The 21,666-nt window shown below is 69.6% G+C and carries 16 protein-coding genes; 12 read left to right on the top strand and 4 right to left on the bottom strand.

The genetic code is table 11. The features are described 5' to 3' along the window. Positions 1–46 precede the first annotated feature (46 nt). Complete coding sequence (locus Cco03nite_RS10555; protein WP_203691728.1) at positions 47–421, bottom strand: hypothetical protein; 375 nt, start codon at positions 419–421, stop codon at positions 47–49. Between the two features lie 82 nt (positions 422–503). Here Cco03nite_RS10555 and Cco03nite_RS10560 point away from each other — a divergent pair, with 82 nt between their 5' ends. From Cco03nite_RS10560 to fxsT, 3 genes are read left to right on the top strand one after another with little or no spacing between them, the layout of a single operon-like run. Then, positions 504–1,820, top strand: coding sequence for a VMAP-C domain-containing protein (locus tag Cco03nite_RS10560; protein ID WP_203691730.1), 1,317 nt, complete (start codon positions 504–506; stop codon positions 1,818–1,820). After that, positions 1,817–2,812 (top strand): AAA family ATPase, encoded by a 996-nt coding sequence (locus tag Cco03nite_RS10565; RefSeq protein ID WP_239167276.1) that lies wholly within the window; start codon positions 1,817–1,819, stop codon positions 2,810–2,812. Before Cco03nite_RS10560 ends, Cco03nite_RS10565 begins: the two co-directional genes overlap by 4 nt. Beyond that, a complete protein-coding gene (gene fxsT, locus Cco03nite_RS10570) occupies positions 2,809–6,936 on the top strand; it encodes an FxSxx-COOH system tetratricopeptide repeat protein (protein ID WP_203691732.1) in 4,128 nt (1,375 codons plus the stop codon). Before Cco03nite_RS10565 ends, fxsT begins: the two co-directional genes overlap by 4 nt. A 65-nt stretch (positions 6,937–7,001) precedes the next feature. Here the strand turns inward: fxsT and Cco03nite_RS10575 are convergent, their stop codons facing one another. Both Cco03nite_RS10575 and Cco03nite_RS10580 read right to left on the bottom strand, forming a co-directional pair. Continuing rightward, positions 7,002–7,376: a GntR family transcriptional regulator gene (locus tag Cco03nite_RS10575; RefSeq protein WP_203691734.1), complete on the bottom strand. Its 375-nt coding sequence runs from the start codon at positions 7,374–7,376 to the stop codon at positions 7,002–7,004. Next, a complete protein-coding gene (locus tag Cco03nite_RS10580; RefSeq protein ID WP_203691736.1) occupies positions 7,373–8,092 on the bottom strand; it encodes a hypothetical protein in 720 nt (239 codons plus the stop codon). The genes Cco03nite_RS10575 and Cco03nite_RS10580 overlap by 4 nt, the downstream gene beginning before the upstream one ends. Positions 8,093–8,270: 178 nt before the next feature. On the opposite strand from Cco03nite_RS10580, the gene Cco03nite_RS10585 reads away from it, so the two are divergent. From Cco03nite_RS10585 to Cco03nite_RS10620, 8 genes are all read left to right on the top strand, one after another. Next, on the top strand, positions 8,271–8,939 hold the full coding sequence (locus Cco03nite_RS10585; protein WP_203691738.1) for a HEAT repeat domain-containing protein: 669 nt from the start codon (positions 8,271–8,273) through the stop codon (positions 8,937–8,939). A gap of 7 nt (positions 8,940–8,946) precedes the next feature. Then, positions 8,947–9,966 carry a MerR family transcriptional regulator gene (locus Cco03nite_RS10590; RefSeq protein ID WP_203691740.1) on the top strand — a complete coding sequence of 340 codons (1,020 nt, stop codon included), beginning with the start codon at positions 8,947–8,949 and terminating at the stop codon, positions 9,964–9,966. A 135-nt stretch (positions 9,967–10,101) separates the two neighbouring features. Beyond that, positions 10,102–10,527 (top strand): hypothetical protein, encoded by a 426-nt coding sequence (locus Cco03nite_RS10595; protein WP_203691742.1) that lies wholly within the window; start codon positions 10,102–10,104, stop codon positions 10,525–10,527. After that, the gene (locus tag Cco03nite_RS10600) at positions 10,524–11,465 is read left to right on the top strand and encodes a hypothetical protein (RefSeq protein ID WP_203691743.1); all 942 of its coding nucleotides are present in this window, start codon (positions 10,524–10,526) and stop codon (positions 11,463–11,465) included. Before Cco03nite_RS10595 ends, Cco03nite_RS10600 begins: the two co-directional genes overlap by 4 nt. Continuing rightward, the gene (locus Cco03nite_RS10605) at positions 11,462–12,421 is read left to right on the top strand and encodes an AAA family ATPase (RefSeq protein ID WP_203691752.1); all 960 of its coding nucleotides are present in this window, start codon (positions 11,462–11,464) and stop codon (positions 12,419–12,421) included. Before Cco03nite_RS10600 ends, Cco03nite_RS10605 begins: the two co-directional genes overlap by 4 nt. Positions 12,422–12,423: 2 nt before the next feature. After that, positions 12,424–14,229 carry a vWA domain-containing protein gene (locus Cco03nite_RS10610; protein WP_203691754.1) on the top strand — a complete coding sequence of 602 codons (1,806 nt, stop codon included), beginning with the start codon at positions 12,424–12,426 and terminating at the stop codon, positions 14,227–14,229. After that, complete coding sequence (locus tag Cco03nite_RS10615; RefSeq protein ID WP_203691756.1) at positions 14,229–15,488, top strand: CHAT domain-containing protein; 1,260 nt, start codon at positions 14,229–14,231, stop codon at positions 15,486–15,488. The genes Cco03nite_RS10610 and Cco03nite_RS10615 overlap by 1 nt, the downstream gene beginning before the upstream one ends. Beyond that, entirely contained in the window at positions 15,485–18,757 is a 3,273-nt protein-coding gene (locus Cco03nite_RS10620; protein WP_203691758.1) for an NACHT domain-containing protein, read from the top strand. Before Cco03nite_RS10615 ends, Cco03nite_RS10620 begins: the two co-directional genes overlap by 4 nt. A 72-nt stretch (positions 18,758–18,829) precedes the next feature. Here Cco03nite_RS10620 and Cco03nite_RS10625 read toward each other — a convergent pair whose 3' ends face one another. After that, entirely contained in the window at positions 18,830–20,632 is a 1,803-nt protein-coding gene (locus tag Cco03nite_RS10625) for a galactose-binding domain-containing protein (RefSeq protein ID WP_239167277.1), read from the bottom strand. Between the two features lie 207 nt (positions 20,633–20,839). On the opposite strand from Cco03nite_RS10625, the gene Cco03nite_RS10630 reads away from it, so the two are divergent. Beyond that, positions 20,840–21,658 (top strand): methyltransferase domain-containing protein, encoded by an 819-nt coding sequence (locus Cco03nite_RS10630; RefSeq protein ID WP_239167278.1) that lies wholly within the window; start codon positions 20,840–20,842, stop codon positions 21,656–21,658. Positions 21,659–21,666: the final 8 nt, after the last annotated feature.

Genomic DNA, 21,666 nt, shown 5'->3' on the forward strand with positions numbered 1-21,666 from the left:
GGCAGTTCGGAACGCGGACTTGCCACGTACGCGGGAACAACGCGGGTCAGTGGAAGTGGATGGTCTGTGTGCCGTGGTCGCCGATCTGCACTCCTTGTGCATGTGATGCGTCGACGTTGAACTTGGCGGCCTTCCGGAGGAGGTTGAGCAACTCCTGCGCCGCCTGATGTGTCGGATCGTCGACACCGGTTCTGGTGAGTTCCGCGACGAGGGTCGCATGCTGCTCCTTGGCGGGATCCGTGGCCTGTTCAACCAGGCTCTGGCCCGCCTCCTCGGCAGTTCCGCCGCGACGCAGTAGCCCCACCACGAGTCCCTTGAGCTTCTGCAGCGTCTCGGTGACGAGCGTCGTGGCCGCGCCGCTCAATCCGGCCTTCGTGCCCTCCACCAGCGCCGATACCACGAGTGATACCACCGGATCCATGACTACCCACCTTCCGCCGCCTGGGTCGCGGGTTCCACACTAGAACCTTGCGAATACAGCGGTGTCGATCAAGGAGGATGGAGTGGAGGCCGAGCGTACCGGTGCCGACGTGACCACCTCCGGCACGCAGGGACAGCAGATCGGCTCGAACAACACCCAATTCATCATTTACCACGGTCCGGCTGAGGCGAAGGACAGCGACGGGCGTGAGCACACGAGCAGCGTCCTTGCCGAGCTGCTGCTGCCAGCCGAGCGGGAGGCGCTGCACAGACACCTCGACCTCCTTGACCCGCCGCCGACCGCCGTGGATCTGGATCGGATCCTGGACCGGACGTTCGACGGACTCGTGCCGCTCAACCTCGACCCCGCCGTCGGCGCCACTGCCTTGAGCGAGTCGCTCGAGGCCATGGCGTTCGACGAGGGCATGCCGCCGCTGCTCGTGTTCGTCGCGTGCCTCGCCCGGGAGCGCCGCGGTGCCGGCTCCGTGGTGTACCCGTGGATCCGCCAGGTGGCGCGGCGGCTGAGGATCCCTGCCGACCGGGTCCGCACTCTGCTCACACCCGTGCCGCCGGCCGATCCTTCGGCACGCCCGGCCCGACTGCTCATCCGGGTCGATCCGCACCCGCTGGACGACCAGCTGTACCGGCTGCATGCGTGGTGGTCGTGGCAGGACGGCGGGACGACGCCGTATCCCGTCAACGGTGTGCTGGGTCCCGACGACGTTCGCCCACGGGGCGAGGAGCTCCTTCGGCGGCTGTCGGCGATGCTCGTCGACTCCGGTCCGGTCATGGTGACCGTGGAGTTCCTGCTGCCCTGGTCGCTGCTTGACCAGCCGGTGGAGAGCTGGTCGGTCGGGGCCGGTCCGTACGAGCCGCTGGGGCTGGTCCATCCGGTCGTGGTCCGCTCGCTGGACAGGCTGGCCGATGCGCATGCTCACCCGCAGTGGTGGGCACGATGGCATCGGCTGCGCGCCGGTGGTGTGTCGCATCGTGAGATGGCCGACTGGGTCGACTGGCCGCAGCCGGTGCCCCACGACGAGTGGGCGACGCACCTGGCCGGCCTGCTGCTGCGGGAGGAACTGGTGTGCCTCGGACTCGCGCAGCCCTACCAGGTGGGCGGGCGCGACAGGCCGGACGCGCTGGTGCTGGCGGTACGGGCGGGACTGCCGGCGGTGCTGTGGGCACGTGCTCCCCACGCCCTCACCGGACTGCAGGCTGTGGTGACCGACCTGTGTTCGGCCGACGCCTTGAACGAGCTGCCCGCCGTCGTACGCCGACTGCGGATCGAAGCGGTCGCCAGCGGCCGGTCGGTGACCGAGTTCGTGTTGATGTGGGACGACCCATCCGGGCTCCCCGAACCGCCATCCATGCTGATCGCCCCCTACGCACGCGAGGAGTGACCGTGGCCGACAACGTACGAGCCGAACCGCCGGCCTGGTGGATCTTCGACGGCGGCGGGCGGCCGCATGACCGTATCGAGCAGCTGCCTGCGCCTCCGCCGTGGCGGAAATTCGACGGCGACGGCGACCAGTTGGTGGACGCCACGATCCCGCGTCACATCGGTGCGAACGCCGGTGCGGCGTTGCGTCCGGACCGCCATACGGTCGATCTCGTCAACGCGGCGATCTACCTGCGTCGGCCTCTTTTCGTGTCCGGGGCACCGGGCACCGGCAAGTCCACCCTGGCGTACAGCATCGCTCACGAGCTCGGCCTCGGCGCGGTCCTGCACTGGCCGATCACGAGCCGGTCGACGCTGCTCGAAGGCCTGTACCTCTACGACGCGATCGGGCGGATGCAGGAGCGCAACGACAACGGCACGGTGTCCAACGTCGGAGACTACATCCGTCTCGGTCCGCTGGGCACCGCACTGCTCGATGCTGACCGACCGCGGGTCCTGCTCATCGACGAGATCGACAAGTGTGACGTGGACCTGCCCAACGACCTGCTTCATGTATTCGAGGAGGGCACGTTCGTCGTTCCCGAGCTGGAGCGTTTGCCGGACGACCCTGCCGGGGTCGAGGTGTTCACGGCGGATCCGGGTCGGCGCCATCGCGTGGTCAACGGCCGCGTCCGCTGCCAGGCTTTCCCGATCGTGGTGATGACCAGCAACCGCGAGCGCGAATTTCCGGCGGCGTTCCAGCGTCGGTGCCTGCGGCTGCATCTGGACGCGCCGGACGGCGCCAAGTTGACCGCGATCGTGGCCGCTCACCTCGGCCAGGTCGACGACGTGACTCGTGCGCGGATCGAGGCTTTCCTGGGCCTGCACGCCGACGGCCGTGACCGGGCCATCGACCAGTTGCTCAACCTGCTGTTCCTGGCCCGGTCCGGCCGGGACGTCACCGAGGACGTGCTGCAGCGGCTGGTCGCGCCGCTGGCGGACGAGTCGCAGTGACCGACGCCGGCGCGGGGCTCGCCCGCGTGATCACCGGTCTTGAGCGGTTCCGCGCCGAGGAGATCGCGGACGCGTTGTGGCTGGCCGCCCACGTGTCTGCCGGGCCGGACCGCGCCACGGCGCTCAGGCCGCCGAAAGATACGCGATCGGATAAGCTGCCGATGCCGGCGCCGGGCGCCGAGTCGTCCCTCGGCGCGTCGCTGCCGGGCCCATCGGAGCTGCAGGTGCTACCGGTTCATGCCGACGTCGGCGCTGCTGCCGGGTCGCCGGTCCGGGCTTCGGCGCTGCGCGCGGTGAGCACCTGGTCCGGCCCGGCCCAGCTGCCGCTCATGCGGGCGCTGCGGCCGTGGCGGCGCACCTCCATCGCGGCTAGGCGGCACGAACTCGACGAGGATGCGACCGCGTCTTTCAGCGCCGACGTCGGGCGGCTGGTGCCGGTGATGCGCCCCAGCCGCGAACAGCGGTTCGACCTGGCGCTGGTCGTCGATATCAGCCAGTCCATGCAGTTGTGGCGTGACGGCGCGCAGGAGCTGCGGCGCACCTTTGAGCGGCTGGGAGCCTTCCGGTCTATCCAGCTGTACGCGTTCGACGCCGACACCGGCTGGGTGGGTCCACAGCGGCTGCGGCACGCCCCGACCGCAGGCCGGTCGCAGCGTCCGGCAGTGCTCTGGAACCCGGCCAGGCCGCGCCTTGTCGTCATGTACACCGATGGCATCGGGGCCGCCTGGCACAACGATGCGGTGGCGATGCTGGCGCAATGGCGTCGCGGCGGTCCGGTCGCCGTCGTTCACGCGTTGCCGCATCGGTTGTGGGAGCGGACCCGCCTGGCCGCCGTGCCGGTCTGGTGGAGCCCGGCGGGGCATGCCGACGGCGGCCTGCACGGTGAGCTGCGCGGCGGAGCCAGGGCTGTTCCGCGCGACGGTATCCGGTTCCTCAGCGTGCCGTTGCTGGAGTTTCGCCCGGACTGGCTGGCGGCCTGGAGCAAGGCGATCGCTGAAGGCCAGCCCAGGGTGCCCGGCGCTGCGGTGAACCTCACGGCGTCTGCGCCACGCCAGACTGGCGGCGGTGAGGTGGGCGCACGAGTCAGAGCGTTTCGCGTATGGGCGACTGACGCGGCGTTCGCGCTGGCAGGTCACCTGTCGGCCGCGCCGCTGACCGTGCCGATCATGCAGCACGTGCAGCGCTCTCTGCTGCCCTCATCGGGCCCGGCAGACCTCGCCGAAGTCTTCCTGTCCGGGCTGCTGACCCGTGTCGCGGGCGCTTCGGGTGTGGCCGCCCGCAATGCCGTGGCGTACGACTTCGCACCTGGCGTCCGGGACCTGCTGCGTCGGACAGCGAGCCGGCCTGATCTGCATGACGTGCTCATGACGCTCGCCGCCGCTCCCGGCGACCTGGCGGCGCCGTTCGGGCAGATTCTGGACTACCGGTTGCTCTTCCCGAGTGAGGCCGGCACCGCTGCCCTGGACCAGGCGAGCCGGCCGTTCGCGGTCATCGCCGCCGATGCGTTGCGGGCCCTGGGTGGTGAGTTCGCCGTGGCCGCGGAACGCATCGCGCCGCGCGCGCCGGCCGCTGACTCTGATGTCCGAGCCGCATCGCACACCACTGCCTCGTCGCCTGCGGCGACCGCGGCCGAACGGCACGGTTCCTCGTCCGCGCACGGAGGCGTTGCCGTGGCTGAAGCCAGGGCCTCCTACAAACGGTTCAAAGGCTTACGGGACCGTGGGCAGGTCGACTGGCCTGTGCAGAACCTGCCGGCTCGAAACTTCTCGTTCACCGGCCGCCGTGCCGCTCTGGCCCGCATCCGTGCGGCGTTCGAGCAGCGCGCACACACGACGGTGGTGTTGCACGGCATCCGGGGCTCCGGCAAGACCCAGATCGCCGCCGAGTTCGCGCATCGGTATGCGGAGAACTACCCCATTGTGTGGTGGGTCCGTTGCGGCCACGTCGATCAGGCGCGGGTCGGTATGATCGATCTCGCGGAACGACTCGGACTGCTCGACGACAGCCGTGTCGACGGTTCCCTGGCCGAGCTGCGGCTGTACCTGAGCGCAAGCGACGTGCCGTACCTGCTGATCTTCGACGACGTGGACAGCGAGCAGGAGCGGACCATTCGCGAGCTGTTGCCGTCCGAAGGCGGCCACGTCATCCTCACCACCACCGACCGTGAGCTGTCCTACGACGCCACGATGCTCGAGGTCGAGGTGCTCGACTTCGCGCCGGACGAGGCCAGCGAGTTCCTCTCACGACGGCTGCCGGGCATCACCGACGGCCAGTTGGCCGACTTCATCGAGCTGGCCGGCCGGCTGCCCCAGGCGCTGGACATCGCGGCGTTGATCGACCCGGCCGTGCTGCACACCCAGTACGCGCCGTCCGACCCGGTGGTCAGCGCGCTGGACATCGCGCGGGCCGAGTTGAGCCCGGAGCACCGCGACGTCTGCGACCTGTTCGCCTGGTTCGGCTCCGCGCCGGTGCCGATCGCGCTGCTGCAGCGGGCCGGGGCGGTGCTGCCATCGCCCCTGGCCATGATCCTGCGCAACCGGATCGAGTTGCGCCGGGCGCTGCGTGCCCTGGCCAACTCCGGCTTGATCCGGTTGACCGAGCACCAGGTCGAAATGACGCGACTCGCCAGGCAGGCGCTTCGGGCGGTCCTGCCGGCCGATGCCGACGCGCGGGCCCGCCACCACGTGCACGAGATCCTGGCCCGAGCGGCGCTGGGTTCACCGGGAACGTTGACACAGGGGGAGCTCGCTGCCATCAGCAGCCACGTTCAGCCCGCGAGGCTCGTCGAGTCGGTCAACTCGGACGCACAACGGCTGATCGCCCACGTGATCAGGCACCGGTCGCTGACCGGGGACCTGACCGGCGCCGCGGACCTGGCGAGTCAGGCCGTGAACGTGTGGCAGCGACCCGAGTTCCTCGGCCCCGACCACGAACTGGTGCTGTCCGTCCAGGCGGAGCTTGCCGACGCGTGGCGCGAACTGGGTGAGTACACCCGGGCCCGGAAACTGGCCGTTGACGTGGTTCGGCGACTACACGCAAGCCCGGTCCACGGTGCCGACCATGAACTGACCCTGGCCGCGGTCGTCGGCGCGGCCACCGACCTACTGGTGGCCGGCGAATACGCCCAGGCAGTCACGGCCAGCCGGCAGAACTACGAACGATCACTGGCGGTGTTGGGAACAACCCACCCGCGCACCGCGGACTGCCGGCGGCGGCTGTCGGCGAGCCTGCGCCATGCGGGCAGCTACACCGAGGCGGCCGACCTGGACACGCGGGAATTCGAGCGGCTGGAGGCCGAGGACAGCGCCGCAACCGTCCGGGTCGCCTTCGCGCTCGCCGAGGACCAGTTCGGGCTGGGGCACTACGACCGGGCTCTGGAGCTACTGGACCGCTACCTGCCCCTCGGCAGCAGGCTGATCGGCGAGGGCGACTCGGGCATGCTGGCGGCCCGGCGCACGGCCGCGGTTGCCCGCAGCCGCCTGGGCTGGCCCCAGGCGCTCGACGAACTCGCAGTGTTGTATGCGCGCTGCCGCGAGATGCTCGACCGTTCGGACGCCCACCTGCTGTCGGTGACGATCAGTTACGCCAACGCGCTGCGGAATGCGGGTGTCACCTCACGGGCCGAGGGCCTCGTCCGTGACGCCGTCGAAGGTTATCGGAGCAGGCTGTCCGACGGGCATCCGCAGACCGCTGCCGCCCGGGTGAGTCTCGCGGCGATGCTACGAGCCCGTGGCCGGCGTACGGATGCCCGAGATACGGGGCGTCAGGCCGCTGATCAGCTCACGACACTGTTGGGAGCGAGCCACCCGCACGCTATCGCGGCCGCCGTCAACCATGCGACCGACCTGTCGCTGACTGGTGACCGGGTCGGCGCGGTGCGGGTATCCCAGAAGGCGTACGCGACCGCGCTCCACGCGCGCGGACCACGTCACCCGGATACGCTGGCGGCGGGCACGAATCTGGCATTGGACCTGGCATCTGTCGGCACACCCGACGATGACCTGTGGGAGCTTATGCTGACCGGTTGGCAAGATCTGCTCGGTGAGCATGAATTTGTCACGCGGGTGGTGCTCGGTTCACGCGTCGAATGCGATATTGATCCGATGCCGATCAACACCAGATGACGCCTCGTCACCCGGGCAGCGTGATGGTCGCCCTCAACGGCTTCCAGCGAGAACTAGCGGCGCTGTCACGGGGCTGGCCAATTGCGGGCCACGGCGGCGAGGGCTTCGTCGACGGTGAGCCCGAGCTGCTTGGCGGCCTGGACGTACTGGCGGGCCAGGGTCTCCCCGCGATCCTCGCGTGGTCGCCGGTCCGGTCCGGCCACGACGGTTCCGGCGGCACGGCGCGTGCGGACCAGGCCGGCCGACTCCAGTTCCTGGTATGCCCGAGCCACGGTCCCGGCGGACAGGCCGAGGTCGGCGGCGAGCTGCCGGATGGGCGGCAACCGGTGGCCGGTGGGCAGGGCGCCGCTGTTGATGAGGTCGGCGATCTGCCGGCGGATCTGTTCGTATGGCGGCGTGTACAGATCCGTGTCGACCGCGATCTCGGGCAGCTGGGTCATGCCCGCACCTTGCGTCCGAACAGCAGCACCGAGACGAGGTAGGCCCAGAAGACGACCACCCCGACCGCGGCCACGGCGGCCACGGTCTGGGGCAGGCCGATTCCCGGGTCCTGGTCGACACATCGGACGGTCATGGCGCCGTTGACGGCGGCGAGGGCGACTCCGGCCAGCGGTGTCAGCACGGCTATGCCGTACCCGCTGATGATCACCTCGCCGGCGCGGCGGCGGGCCACGTCGTCGCCGGCGAAACGGGGCCGGCGGGTGACCGTCTGAAGCGCGACGAAGGCCAGTGCGAGGCAGGCGGCGGTCGCGATGAGGATCGGGATCGAGTAGTAGCTGCCCGGCCAGGGCGTGTTGGTCTGCAACCCGTCGCCGCACCGGTTGCTGATCGCTCGTCCGGCCCTGCCCAGGTCGTCGGCGACGCCGACCGCGGTGGTGGCGGTGAGCAGCGCGATGAGCAGGACGGTGCCGAGGCCGGCCACCCAGGTGGGGTAGACGGGCAGGTAGTCCCGGATGCGGCGCACGGTCAGCGAGGCGGTGCGTGGTCCGGTGGTGGCGGCTCGGGGAGTGAGCCGTTCGGCGACCAGCGCGGTCAGCAGCAGCACCATGGCGAAGGCGGGCCCGGCCAGGGCGTAGCCGCGGCCGAGCGGCAGGTGGGCGGCGGTCTGCCAGGCGACGGCGGCGCCCAGGGCGATGCCGACAAGGCGAGGCAGCATGGCGGCTCCTTGTATCGAGGGGTCGGTACAAGAGTAGTACTTGTGTCAACCCCTCGATACAAGATGGGAGCCTGAGCGGCCCCGGCGCGAACTGCGCTGTGATGACCCCGACACCCCGGCTCGCGCTTGACCTTGACACGGTGACAAGGTCTTGACTGCGGTCGAGGAGGTGGTTCCGATGACCACGCAGGAGCAGGAGACGAACATCACGCAGGCCCGCCGTGCCCTGGCGCACCGGGACCCGTCGGTCCGGCTGCGGGCGGCACTGGCCGTCGGCACGACCCCGGACCCGCGCTCGGTCACCGCGCTCGTCCAGCGGTGCGCCGTCGAACCCGAGTTCTACGTACGCGAGATGCTCACCTGGGCGCTGACCCGCCACACGCCGTCGACGACGGTCCCGCAACTCGTCGACGAACTCCGCTCGCCACAGCCCCAGGCACGCAGCCAGGCCCTGCACACCTTGTCCAAGATCGGAGACCGGCAGGCCTGGCCCGCGATCACCGGCGCGCTGCTGACCGACCCCGACGACGCCGTCGCGCAGACCGCCTGGCGGGCGGCCGTCGTGCTGGCGCCCGAGGAGGCGCGATCCGAGCTGGCGGCCGTCCTGGTGACGCAGCTCGGCCGCGGCGGGCGGGAGACGCAGCTGAGCCTGAGCCGATCGCTGATCGCGCTCGGTGAGGTGATCACGCCGATCCTGCACGCCGCGACCACGGACCCCGATCCCGGCGTGCGCGAGCACGCGCTCGCCACGCACCGGCTGTGGCTCGACCCGGACGCCGGCTTCCAGCTCGCCGTCGAGGCGGCCAAACGTGTCGCGGCCCTGGGCAGGGCCGCCGAGGAAGGATGATCATCCAGTGTTGATCGGAGAAGTGGCCCGCAGGTCCGGGGTCAGCGCCCGCATGCTCCGCCACTACGACTCCCTCGGCCTCGTGCGGCCCACCGGGCGCAGCGGCACCGGCTACCGCGAGTACTCCGACGACGACATCCGGCGGATCTTCCACATCGAGAGCCTGCGCTCGCTCGGGCTGTCGCTGCGTGAGGTCGGGCGCGCCCTCGACGACCCCGACTTCACGCCATCGGGGCTCGTCGACGACCTCATCCAGCAGACCCTCGACCGCATCGCCGACGAGACGGAACTGCTGACCCGGCTGCGCCGCATCGGCGCCGCCGGGCCCGCCGGCTGGGACGACGTCCTGCAGATCATCGCACTGCTGCAGGCGCTCAACTCGGACAGCGCCGGCAGGCGCCAGCGAGCGGTGCTGTCCTCGGCCCCCGGGGACCGCATGCCGGTCGAGGCACTGGTCGAGGCGGCCCTGAGCGAAGCCGACCCGAACGTCGCCGGAGCCCTGCGCTGGGCTCTGGCACGATCGGGCGGCGAAGGGCTGGCACTGCTGGCCCGCGGACTCGAAGCACCCGAGGCTGAGGTGCGTAAACGTGCCGTCCAAGCCATCGCCGCGATCGGCGACGACGCCGCGGACGCCTTGCTGCACGACGCGCTCGCCAACGCCGACATCGCCGTGCGCAGGCACGCGGCCCTGGCGCTCGGCCCGCGCGGCGTGGCGGACACCGTCCCGACGCTCATCGACATGGTCGTCGCCGAGGTGAACGACGTCGAGGCCGCCGACGCCCTCAGCGCCCTCGCCGCCGACCCCGCCACCGCGGACCGGATCGCCGCCGGGCTCATCACCCACCTCGACACCCACGCCGCCGACGCGTCCGCCCGCCGGCGGCTGACCCAGGCGTTCGCCGGCATCCCGGGCGAGGCCGCGTCCCGCACCCTCGCCGAGCTGGCCCGGGACGAGGACCGCGGCGTGGCGCTGACCGCGGCGTACATCATCCGGCTGCGCGACGCCGGCAACGAGGGCGGACGCTGATCAGCAGCGTGACCGGCACCGGGCCCCTGTCCGCGTGAACACACTGCGCTGTCGGTTACCGGACGATTGCCTTCTGCCGCAGGCTACGGTGCCGTAGGTCCTCCAGGTGTGGAATCAGAGTCGTCGACCCGGCGGATGCGCAGCCTTTACCGCACGCTACTCGAATCCGACCCGTCCGTCACCAGTGCCGACGTGGTTCATGAGGAGGCCACCGACCTTCCCCTGCCCGATCTGCGCCGAGCGCTGATCGCCAAGTACGAGGCGAATCCGGCGACGCAGCGGATCGAACTGCGAGTCGCCGGAGCCTCGGTCGGGGTGACCACTCGGCGGAGGGTTTGCCGCAAGCCCGGCGATGCGGGTGTGGTCGGCGACACACCCGCCGGTGAAGGTGATCGCGCTACCCAGCCCGGTGACTCGACCCGTTACCGAACAGTCGACTTTCGCTGCTCAAGCTGTGACCAAGGCGCATCACTGTCCTTCTACGACGAGCGCCGGATGCCGAAGTGCCCCACGGCCGGACATCATGTGATGGAGCTGGTGCGCGAGGGCGCCGAGTCATGAGCCTGGACAAGATAGCGACCCCGCCGAAGGGCCTGGACTCCAGCCGGCTGTACCGCGTGATCTACCTGCCCACCTATGCCCTCCTGCTGTTCCTGCTGGTGCTGGTCTGGGCGGGCGCACCGGGCGACGAGCTCGACTTCCGCGCCGCGTGGACGACGGCGACCAAGCTGAGCGTGCTGGAGATCGCACTGATCGCCGTGGCCGTGATCGTGCTCGCCGCGGTGCTGCACCCGTTGCAGTTGACGGTGATGCGCCTGCTCGAGCAAGGCCCGCCGAGCTGGCTGGGCGCGGGTCTGCTGCGCAAGTGGCAGCGTCACCGCAAACGGAAGCTCGAAGAACGGGCGGCCTTGCCCGGACCATCCGCCACGAAGCTGCCCGACGAGCAGGTCCGCCAGGCCGGTCTCGCCGGATCGGAACTGCGACGACGCTTTCCGCTGCCGGACCACCTCGTCCGGGCCACCGCCCTCGGCAACGTCCTCACCGCGATGGAGGACCTGGCCGGGCGCGTCTACAGCATCGACACGGTCGTCGCCTGGCCCCGGCTGTACGCGGTGCTGGGCGACCGGATGAAGGCCGTCGTCGATGACCGCCGCGACACGATGGACGCCGCGGTCCAGCTGACCGCCTCGGCGGGCATCGGCGCGATCGCCGCCGGTGCGCTGCTGTGGGGTGCGGAGGACTGGTGGTGGCTGCTCACACTGGCGCCGTTGGTACTGGCCGTCCTGTGCTATGCCGGGGCGGTCAAGGCGGCACTGGCCTACGCCGAGTCCGTTCACGTCGCCTATGACATGCACCGCTTCGACCTGCTCAAGGCGCTCCACCTGGCGACGCCCACCTGCCTGAGCGCGGAACGCGCGATACACCGGCAGCTCAGCGACCTGTGGCGGCAAGGGGTCCCGCCGGATCTTGAATATGTGAGCGAGAAGGAAGCAAAGTGACGATCGCGGACCCAGACCACTCGATCCTGCCGTTCTCGCTGATCGTCGGCCAACAGGAGTTACAGACGGCACTCCAGATCTCATACGTGGATCCGGGTGTCGGCGTGCTGGCCACCGGAGGGCGGGGGACGGCGAAGTCGACGACGATCCGATCGTTCTCGCGGATGGCCTACAGCTCTCTGCCGGTCACGCTGCCGATCGGGGCGACCGAGGACCGGGTTCTGGGCGGGCTGAGCGTCGAGGCCCTGCTGCGCGGCGAGCACTATCGGCAGCCGGGCCTGCTGGAGCAGGCCAGCGAGTCGGAAGGCCGCATGCTGTACATCGATGAGGTCAACCTGCTCGACGATCATCTGGTGAACATCATCCTTGATGCGGCCTCCACCGGTGTGCTGGAGGTGCAGCACGATCATGTCGACCAGCCCTCGGTGCCGGTGAAGTTCGCGCTGGTGGGATCGATGAACCCGGACGAAGGCGGGCTGAGGCCGCAGCTGCTCGACCGGTTCGGCCTGGTGGTGACCGTGAAGCCGGACAACGACGCCACCTACCGCAGGCAGGTGCTGGAGAACGTGCTGAGGTTCGACGAGGAGTTCGCCAAGCCGACCTCCCCGTATCTGGACGAGCAACGCGCCATGGATGAGAGGACCGCGAGGCGACTCAAAGAGGCGCGCGATCGCCGCGCGACAGTCCGGGTCGACTGGGCTCTGCACGCCTGCGCCCGGGTCGCTGCGGAGTTCGAGCTCGCCGGGCACCGCGGGGAGATCATGCTTTTGCGGGCCGCTCGGGCGCTTGCCGCTGTGCAGGACAGCGACGTGATCAACGAGTCGCACATCTTGACAGCAGCTCAGTTCGCGTTGGTCCATCGCCGGCACAGTGCCGAGTCGGGCACGCTCGTCGCCTGGTCCGACGATGACCAGGGACGCGTTCACCAGGTGCTCGACGAGATGGACAAAGGCTGAGCATGAATCAGGTCCTCGATCGCTTCCTGCGGTTGGTGCGCTGCCTGGCGGCCGCGCCGCGGTTGCACGGCGTGCTCTTCGTGGACCTGGATCCGTTGTTGCTCACAGCCGCCGGCCGCTGGCTGGCTGACTGCGCCCAGGCCGGCGGTGGAGGCCGTCCGCCAGTGGTGACGCTGGGATCGTGGCATACCGACGACGATCTCTGGTCCAGCGTGAAGTTCACCGCATCGGGGTTGGCGACGGGACCCGGGTTGATCGTGGAGACCGGCTCGGAGCCGGCTCCGGTCTTCCTGGTGCCGGACCTGTCCACCGCCAGTCTGGCCGTGCGCCGGGCGGTGGTGACCACTGCCGGCGCGGATACGGCCAGCAGCCAACGCCACGGCTTCAGCGCCGTGTGGCAACCTCGCGCGCGATGGCTGGCCGCCTGCCACCGCGAGGCGCTGGCGAACCTGCCCGCTCACCTGCTCGACCGGTTCCCCATCCGGTGCGAGGCCGGCGGGATCGTGAATCCGGACCGTGTGTCCCTTGACGCGGCCGATGACGAGTATGAGCTCGCATGGTTGGGACGCCTTCTCGGACCACCACCCCTGACCGGGTCGCCGGTCTTCACGGCCGAGGCGCTCGATCGGATCATCGAGCTGACCGGTCCTGCCCCAGGCATGCGTCGTGACATAGCCTTCGGCCGCCTGAGCCGCGCGCTTGCCGCCTGCCACGGCGCTGACACCGTGTCGGTGTCCGATGTCGACGCCGGTGCCGCGCTACTGGGCGTAGTGCCCGACGCGGCACCGGAGCGGGTGCCCGACCCGCTGACGCAGGCGCTTGAACCCGAGCCCGAACCTGCACGTGAGATCCCGGACCGTCGATCGCGCACCGAGGACATGGCGCTCGTGGATGGGATGGAAGCCGAACCGGTTCCGCTGCGATCAGGTGGCGTGCCGGAAACCCTCGGCCGGCTCGAGCACGCGGGTCCGGCAACGGCGGAGCTCTTTCCGGAGGACCGTGGCGATGCGCTGTCCGAGCCGATGGCTCTGCGAGAATGGTGGCACCGGCACGCGGGATCCCACGCAGCCCGCGGGCAGATCATCGGCAGCCAGCGGACGAAGTCATTGCGTGATCTCGCCGTTCTCCCGACGTTGCTCGAAGCGGCCAAGTTCCGAGCGGTGCGGTCCGGCGGGGCAGGCGGGCTGGTCATCCAGCCGAGCGACTTGCGTCGGCACCGCAGGCGACCGGAGCCTGCTGCGGCGCTGGTGCTGGTGCTGGACCACAGTTGCCACCGCGGATGGGACTGGGCACCGGCCCTCGCCTCCTACCTGCGCTGGGCATACACCGCCCGTGCCGTGGTGTCGCTGGTGGAGTTCGGATACCGCTCCGCACCCGAGCCTTTGCGCGCGGATCGGTACCGAGCGCGCGACCTGCTCGACCCGCGTGTGGTCGCCTCGCTCAACCGCGAGCCCGGCAGCGCGAGTCCACTGGCGCACGCCATCGACCTCGCGGCCGATGAGCTCAGGCACCTGCTGCGACGCAGGCGAAGTCCGGTGCGGGAGGCACTGCTGCTGGTGGTGACCGACGCCCGGGGCAACGTGCCGTTCCTGGACAGCACCAGGGGCGCGGTGGCGACGGTCGTCGGTTCGCGCGGCGTGGCGGACGCGAATGAAGCCGCGAAGGCGGTTGGTCAGTTGCGCGGCGTGCGTGCCGTCGTTCTCACCCCGGACCTCGCGCCGTACCCACACCTGGCCTTCGATCTGGCCGAGGCCCTGGGCGGCAGGGTGACCAGCCCCGTGCCGTTTGCGGATCAGCGGCGGAAGTGATGACGGAGCCGAAGCGCGAGACGCTTGGGATCAAGACCTTCACCACCGCTGACGGTGGGCAGACCGCGGTCCAGGAGCGGACACGGCAGGCAGCGGTGACCTCCAACATACAGAGGCCGCGTGAGGAGCCGACGACGTTCAGCCCGGCTTATCCGGGGCTGCCCGACAGCCTCCCCGCCCGCACCGCGCTGCTGTGCGTCACCGCCGAAGGATCGCATTTCAAGCTGCACTGGTTCCTCAACGGCGAATCCGACGAGTCACGTCCGGAAGAGATCGCCGTCCAGTCGGCGCCCAAGGCAACCATGTCCGAGATCCTCAGGACCAAGGAGTGGAAGAGGGCGTACAAGGAGCTGCGCGCCTGGTGGTGCGACTTCATGCGGCTCATCGGGTGGATGGACGGTCTTCTCGGCGACCAGGATCAGCACGGACCACTGCGATTGGTCGTGTGGGACAACACAGGCTTTCAGATTCCGTGGGAGGCGGTCTACCTGGACCCGTCAGACCGGTGGGTGGGTGCGGAAGTCGAGGTGATCCGGTGGACCTCCATCAAGGACATCGGCCGCGTCGCCTCCTACACGGCGGTGCCGGCAACATGCACCGGCGGTGTTCTCGCACTGGAGAGCGCCGACATCTTCGACCCTGACGGCCGTCCGCTGCTGGACGAGCCGCTCGCGCGTTACGGCGCCACCGCCAAACGCAGGATGTGGCAGCTGCTCACCGCTCTCGACAGTACGCGCAGCAGGTTCGGCCTCGTGCTGGTGCGCTGTCACGGCATCTACGGCGACAGCATGAGCGACTTCGAACTCGCGGAGATGACGATGGTGGACGTCGAGGAGTTCCGGATGAGTGCCCTGGCGACATTCCCGGCGCTGGTGTTCCTCAATGCCTGCGACACGGCGTCACCGGCGAGGCCCGGCCCGCACTCGTTCGTGGCCACCCGTACCTTCGCCGAGCTGTTCCTGCGGCGCGGTGCCAACAGCGTGTTGGCCACTCTCGGCCAGGTCGATCTGGACCATTCGCACGATTTCGCCGCGCGGCTCCTGGCCGCCGAGGATGTGCAGCAGCGACTCGCGGCCTTGCTACGGGAGCATCGCAGCAAGGCCGTCGACCGGGTCCGGCCGCGGGCGGACGACGAGGAGGCCGACTCGCGGAACGACCAGGACTTCGAGCGCTTCTTCCAGAGCTTCGCCTATGTCTACTTCGGGCATCCGGACACGGTCCTGCACCTGACTGCCACCTCGAACGAGCCGTCCGCATGACCGCCGCCCGGGTCGTCAGCATGCGTCCCGTCGTCAGTTGGCCGCACGAGGTCCGACCGGGCCAGAGCTACCTGATCACGGTGGACCTCGACACCGACCTCGTCGAGGACTGGCCGTACGAGCTGGAGGAGTATTCGGTGGCGTGCCTTGCCGAGGGCACCGCGTGGTGCCGCGTGGAATCCCGCGGCTCGAACACGCTGGTAGTTCATCGGTTCGGCGGGACCTACGGGCCTATCGAGTTCGTCGCCCACGTCGGGCAGCCGGAATTTTCGACGGCGGAACCGATCCGCCTCACCTTCCTGACCGGAGGCGGTCTTCCGTTCCGCGACATCGAACTGTGGATGAGTGTTACCGCCGGCGCTGCGGAAGCGGCCACCCGGAGTCGGGTGCTGCGGCCATCCCCTGGGCCGGCCGACGAAACCGGCACACGGCCACAACCGCCCTCATCGGGAGTGCGGTTGAGTCCGGAGGCCGAGGAGCTGGCGACCAGGATCCGGGAGTTCTCGCTCCCCTATCTCAGCCACATTCAACTGCCCCAGGCGGAAACGCGCCGTGTGCTGCCGGTGGACGAGCTCTATGTCGAGCCCTTCCTGCTGGCAGGTTCAGGACGTACCACCTTGGACGAGCTGTTGGGGCGCGCCTCCCGGATCGTCATCCTGGGCGATCCCGGGAGTGGGAAGTCGACCGTTCTGTCGCAGTTCGCGTGGGCGACGGCAAAGAATACCCGGCAAGTTCCGTTCCTGGTCAGGCTGCGAGACTTCGGGAATCGCGAGCTCACTCTGATCGAACTGCTGCAACGGACGCTCGAGAACATGCTCATATCCGCGCCCGAGGTGCTTCTCGAAGCGATGCTGGAGGCGGGCCGGGCCGTGCTTCTCTTCGACGGTTTGGACGAGCTGATCGATGCCGGAGCGCGCCGTCACATGGTCGGCGTGATCGAAGGCGCTGCGCGAGATTTCCCGGAGACGACTGTCGTGGTGACCGCGAGGCCCATCGGTTACCCGGTGACGCCGCTGGACGACGGAGTGTTCACCGTTGCCCAGCTTGCCCCCTTCACCGAGACCGAGATCAGCGACTACGTTCGCAAATGGTTCCGCATCGGCGACACTCTCCCCCCTGACAGGGGAGACAGGCTGGCGGACGGGTTCCTGGCCGAGGCCGTGACCGTGGCCGACCTGGTCCAGAACCCGCTCATGCTCTCCCTGCTGTGCACTATGTATGCGACAGAAGGCTTCATCCCCGACAATCGTGCGCGGCTGATCGATCGCTGCGCCGCCATGATGTTCGACCAGTGGGACACGATGCGCTCCATCGGCATCCACAGGTTCGACTACGGAACGCTTCGCGGAGCAGTCCAGTCGCTGGCCTGGCAGATCTTCACAGCCGGCGGAGGCGGGGTCCTGACCCGTCGGCAGGCGCTGCGAATTCTCACCGAATACCTATTGCAATGGGACATCGCAGACGAACAAACAGCGTCTGACGTGGCTGGAACGTTTCTCGACTACTGTGCTGGGCGAGCGTGGGTCCTCACCGAGGTCGGCACCACAGCCGGCGAACCGATGTTCGGCTTCGCACATCGCACTTTCCTGGAGTACTTCGCCGCCGAGTATCTTGTTCGCGAGAGCCGCGATCCCGCTGATGTCTACCAAGCGATCGAACCTCATCTCGGTGACGCTCGCTGGCAAGCCGTCAATGAGCTCACGGCTCAAGTGATCGACCGGAGTCGCGTGAGCGGCGCCGACAAACTCGTGAACCTGGCGATGGCCGGCAAACCGACCGTGGAAGCGACCGCATACTGCGCGAGGCTACTAGGAGTCGTGCTGCTGTCGTCGGGTACCGTTTCTCGGATCGTGGACAGCTGCGTCGATCTGGCCTGCCTGGACCTGGATCGGCGTCAGCAGCCCGATGGTTCTGTCCTTTCCTCGCGCAACGACCAACCGCTCGCCGACATACTCACCGCTTCTCGGCTGGCGACGGCGCCGGTTGTGGAGCGCGCGTTGGAAGCCGCCCTGGCACGCGGCATCGAGGACGGCAATGAGGCCAAGACGTACCTTGCGTGCACCTTGCACCGCTTCCTCGTGGAGGAGGATCCTGGCTGGAGCGCCGTGCAGGCAAGGGCGGTCGCCCTCATTCCTGATGCGGTCCGCGCCAGTCGAGTGCTGGGGGCGGTCGTCGCGCAGCATCGGCCGGCCCTTGTCGGGGCGGTCGTCGCGCACCACGGCACCGCCCCGCTTTTCGAGACCACTTATGTCTCCGGGCAGCTGATCCCGCCGCCCGCGCACGAGATTCTTCGGGCCGAATGGCCGGTGGACGACGGCTGGCTCGACAGTCTCACCAGCCAGCTGTCGAGAGCGAAAACCCCATGGGCGACGGAGGACCTGACAACTTTCGCGATGTCGGCAGTGCTGGACCTCGTCAACCTGTGGCCCGACCTGCCGTCTGCCGAGCGCCCAGCGCGGCTGTTGCTGTGCCTGCCGTTCCTTGAGGATCTAACGCGGCGCGGCATGGCGCCCTACCTTGGTGAGCACACCGATCTCGGCCGGATGGCGTTCATGCGCTCGACGGAGTCCGCTGCGGGACTTGGCGAACTCGGACTGCGGCTCACCGTCGACGCGAGACGCATGCTGCACCGCTGGCTCACCGGTGAGCTAGACCTCATCAAGCTGTCCGGGATCCGCGGTTCGGCAAGGCCCACCAGGACGGATCGCAGTCCGGTGTTCTTCCTGAGCTATGCGAGGACCTCGCAGCAGTCCGGTGCTCGCGCGGTCACCACCCTGTTCGAGGACCTGTGCGCCGATGTGGGGGAGCTCGTCGGAACCGACAATCTCGGGTTTATCGACCTGTCGTCGCCAACAGATCGCGAACCATGGGGTCGTGCCAAGAAAGAGGCCCTGGGAAGCTGTCAGGTGTTCGTGGCCCTGCTCTCGCCCGGCTACGTCGCCAGCAAGCACTGCGGACAGGAGTGGGACGCCTTCTCCCGCCGTGAGACTGCGTCAGGACCGGCCATCATCCCGGTCATATGGACGCCGGTGAGCAGGACGCAGACACCGAAGGTGATCCGCCATACCCACCTGTTCGATCCAGGGTCGGTCGAGCGGGGGGTGGCTGATGCCTATTACGCGAAAGGTCTGTTCGGACTCTCCAGGGATGCGTACCGCGCAGCGGTCTGGCGGCTCGCAAAAGAGATCGTCCGTACCTTGAGGTCGGTAAGCGTGCGGCCGACCGATATCGACCCCGACTCGCTGCGCGATGCGTTCGCCGGGCCATGACCTGTCGACAACGCGCGGACGGCCCGGCGCCCGCACACGTCGTACGCGCAGGCGCCGGGTGGGCATGGACGGTCACCAGCCGACGGCTACCAGCAGGAACTTCGGGTTGCCGGCGGACACGAACGAGGACTGGTCGGCGTAGTCGTCGTACGGGAAGCCGTACGACAGCTTGTCGATGGCGTTGTCGTGCCAGAACTTCGAGTAGTAGTTCGCGGGCGCGGCCTGGTAATACAGGCTCGGCGTCGACCACTGGGCGCGCGGCAGGTGCGCCACGTGCCGGTTGAGGGCCGAGCACATGGCGGGGTCGTTGGCCAGCACTCCCGCACAGCCGGTGATGTCGGAGGTGGTCGCGGTGACACCCACCGACGCGGCGTACGAGCTGAGGTAGGTGGCGTACTGGCCGCCGGGCCGGAACGCGGGGTCGCTGCCCGGCGTCGGGATCCGGTACGGCGCCTGCACCTGCCCGAGGTGCTTGAACTCCGCCGGCACCGCGTTGACGAACCGCTGGAACGTCACGGCCCGGTCCTCGGCGAACGTGGCCTGGTCCTCCCCGACGGCCACGTCGTAGCCGGTGTGGGACACCAGCCGCATGGCCAGCTTCAGCCCGAACGCGTCGACCCGGGTCGTGTTGCCGTTGAACTGCGCCGGCCCGACGGTGAACTCGATGAAGTCCCAGTACTGGCCGGTGGGGGAGCCGAGGTGGAAGTACATGCGCCCGGCGGTGTTGACCGGCATGTCGAAGTACGGCTGCTCGGCGATGGATCGGGCGACGCCGTTGTAGCTCCAGAACACCTGGCTGTCGGGGTAGCGCCCGTTCGTCCGGTTCAGGATCTTGAGCATGACCACGTTCTGGGCGGGCGGGATGCTGCCGGTCTCGCCCCAGAAGCCACCCGGGCTCGGCGACGGCGAGCTGCTCGGCGGCACCGGGCTGGGGCTGGTCGGGCCGTTGCCCGTCCGGACCGCGAACTCCCACAGCGAGTAGCCGTAGGCGGTGTTGCGGGCGGTGCCGTACAGGCGCACGTACCGGCCGACGCCGTTGACGTTGAGGGTCTGCGTGCCGCCGGCGCCGGTGGTGGTCGCGTAGACGTCGGTCCACGGGCCGGTCGTGCTCGGGCCGACCTGGATCTGGAAGGCGCGGGCCGAGGCCGCCTCCCAGTTCAGCACGACCTGGCAGATCGGCAGCGCGCCGCCGAGGTCGACCTGGATCCACTGCGGGTCGCTGAACGCGCTCGACCAGCGGGTGCCGGTGCTGCCGTCGAACGCCGCGGCCGCGGACATGGCGGCGCTCTCCGCCGAGGACGCTGTGGCGGGCCGGTTCAGCGCGGCGTTGGCGGTGCCGCAGCCGCCGGTGCCGCCGGTCGTGCCGTACACCTGGAACTCCCACAGCGAGTAGCCGTAGGCGGTGTTGCGGGCGGTGGCGTACAGGCGGATGTGGCGGCCGGAGCCGCTGACGGCGAGGGTCTGCGTTCCGCCGGGGCCGGTGGTGGTGCTGTAGACCGTGGTCCAGGGCCCGGCGGCGGAACTCGCCAGCTGGATCTGGAACGCTCGCGCCGACGCGGCCTCCCAGTTCAGCACGACCTGGCTGACGGTGTACGTGGCACACAGGTCGACCTGGATCCACTGCGGGTCGCTGAACCCGCTCGACCAGCGGGTGCCGGTGTTGCCGTCGAACGCCGCGCTCGCGGGAGTGCCCGCGTTCTCGGCGGATGACGCGGACGCGCCGCAGTGGGGGGTGATCAGCGGATCGGCGGCGTGCGCGCCGGACCCGGTGAGGGTGACGACGTAGCCGGCGAGCAGCAGTATCAGTGCTGCCGTGACGGCGAGCAGGTGAGCGGGGCCGCGGTGGCGAGCCACGGACCGCATGCGCGTTGACATGGATTCTCCCTGTCGGGGGTGGATGGGACAGTGCGGCGCGGGGGGCTGGTCCGTGCCGCGGGACATGCAGAGAGCGCTCTCCCGCGAGAGTCGTCGCCGCGAGTGTTCCTGTCAAGCCCATCGATCCGATGGTCGGCATGGCGGTGCTCGGCCGGTCGATCACGTGGCGCGCTGGCACAGCACGCGGTGGGCGGTGAGGATGTGGGCATGAGCTCTTCGCCGCACGTCGTCGACCCTGGGGATCACCGCTACCTGCTCGACAACGCCCGGGTGGAGGCGGGCGAGCGGTTCACCTGGCTGGCCGAGCTGTTCGACGGTGTCACGCACGGGCACTTCGACCGGCTCGGCGTGCGGGCGGGCTGGCGCTGCTGGGAGGTCGGCGCCGGCGGTCGCAGCATTCCCGAGGCACTGGCCGCGGCCGTCGGACCGACCGGATACGTGCTGGCCACCGACATCGATCCGGGCTGGTTGGACCCGCACGGTGGGTACGAGGTGCTCCGGCACGACGTAGTCGCGGACCCGCCGCCGCAGCCGGGCACGTTCGACCTGGTGCACGCCCGGCTCGTGCTCGTGCACGTGCCCGACCGGGTCCGGGCGCTCGCGGCGATGGCGGCGGCGCTGCGGCCCGGCGGTTGGCTGCTGGTGGAGGATGCCGACACCGAGCTGCAACCTCTGGCGTGCCTGGACGAGGCCGGTCCCGCGCAGCGGCGCGCCAACCGGCTGCGGCGCGCCGTGCGGGAGTTGCTGACGCGCCGCGGCGCCGACCTGCGCTTCGGCCGTACGCTGCCGCGGGTGTTGCGGGCGGCGGGCCTGGACGAGGTCGCGGCCGCCGGCAGCTTCCCGGTCGGCGGAGTCGCCTGCGACCGGCTGGAGGCCGCGACCGTGCGTATGGTCCGCGCCGAGCTGCTCGCCGCCGGGCTGGCCGCCGACGCCGACATCGACGCGCACCTGGCCGCCGTCGACGCCGGCGAACTCGACCTCACCCTCGCCCCGCTGATCTCGGCCTGGGGACGCCGGCCGGGCTGAGCGCGGCC

Source organism: Catellatospora coxensis (assembly GCF_016862635.1).
GTDB classification, from domain to species: domain Bacteria; phylum Actinomycetota; class Actinomycetes; order Mycobacteriales; family Micromonosporaceae; genus Catellatospora; species Catellatospora coxensis.